The sequence below is a fragment of the Roseibacillus persicicus genome, from assembly GCF_014651675.1.
Taxonomy (GTDB): Bacteria; Verrucomicrobiota; Verrucomicrobiia; order Verrucomicrobiales; family Akkermansiaceae; genus Roseibacillus; species Roseibacillus persicicus.
Map to the genome: position 1 here is coordinate 1 of NZ_BMXI01000091.1, position 528 is coordinate 528.

Annotated in this window: 1 protein-coding gene; it reads right to left on the minus strand. The window is 49.6% G+C overall.

All coding sequences use genetic code 11. The annotated features are described in order from the left end of the window. Positions 1-133: 133 nt before the first annotated feature. On the minus strand, positions 134-382 hold the full coding sequence (locus IE099_RS20695) for a hypothetical protein (protein ID WP_189574785.1): 249 nt from the start codon (positions 380-382) through the stop codon (positions 134-136). Between the last annotated feature and the right edge of the window lie 146 nt (positions 383-528).

Genomic DNA, 528 nt, shown 5'->3' on the forward strand with positions numbered 1-528 from the left:
TAGCCGAACGTTCAAGCACACCCAATCCGACCGACTCAGCGCACTTCCACTACTTCTATCACGCTCCCTCCATCAGTCAATCCTCCAACTCGCCAACGCGGTCGGATTTGTGGTGCTGCGCATTGTTCGACCATTAGTAGACCCTCGATTTCGCGACGACCTGAAATTCGTCCTCATAGACGACCATTCCTGGCCTTTCAGTGGTCAGCGTAGCAACCTCAACTCCTGCGTCCTCAAGAATTGCTACAATTTCTCTAAATTTTCCAACCCAGTATTGTCCTTCTTCCGAATCTTTGAACCACGACACGCATTCCCTATTCAACCTGGCATCTTGCCATGGTGGACAAGGAAGGTCCTGATTCATTTCGTCGAAAATCTCCATGGAAGATTCGAGGTAGTATTCAGGCAATATCCCGTCTTCACCTAATATGCGCAAACTAGCAACGACCCCTGTGCAGGCCGTTCTGCTTTCGTGATCCGTTGTCACGACAAACCGTATGTATCGGCCCATTTTTCAGTCGAACGTTC

Coding starts and splice junctions, on each gene's coding strand:
- IE099_RS20695 (WP_189574785.1), bottom strand. CDS start 382: ATGGAGATTTTCGACGAAATGAATCAGGACCTTCCTTGTCCACCATGG.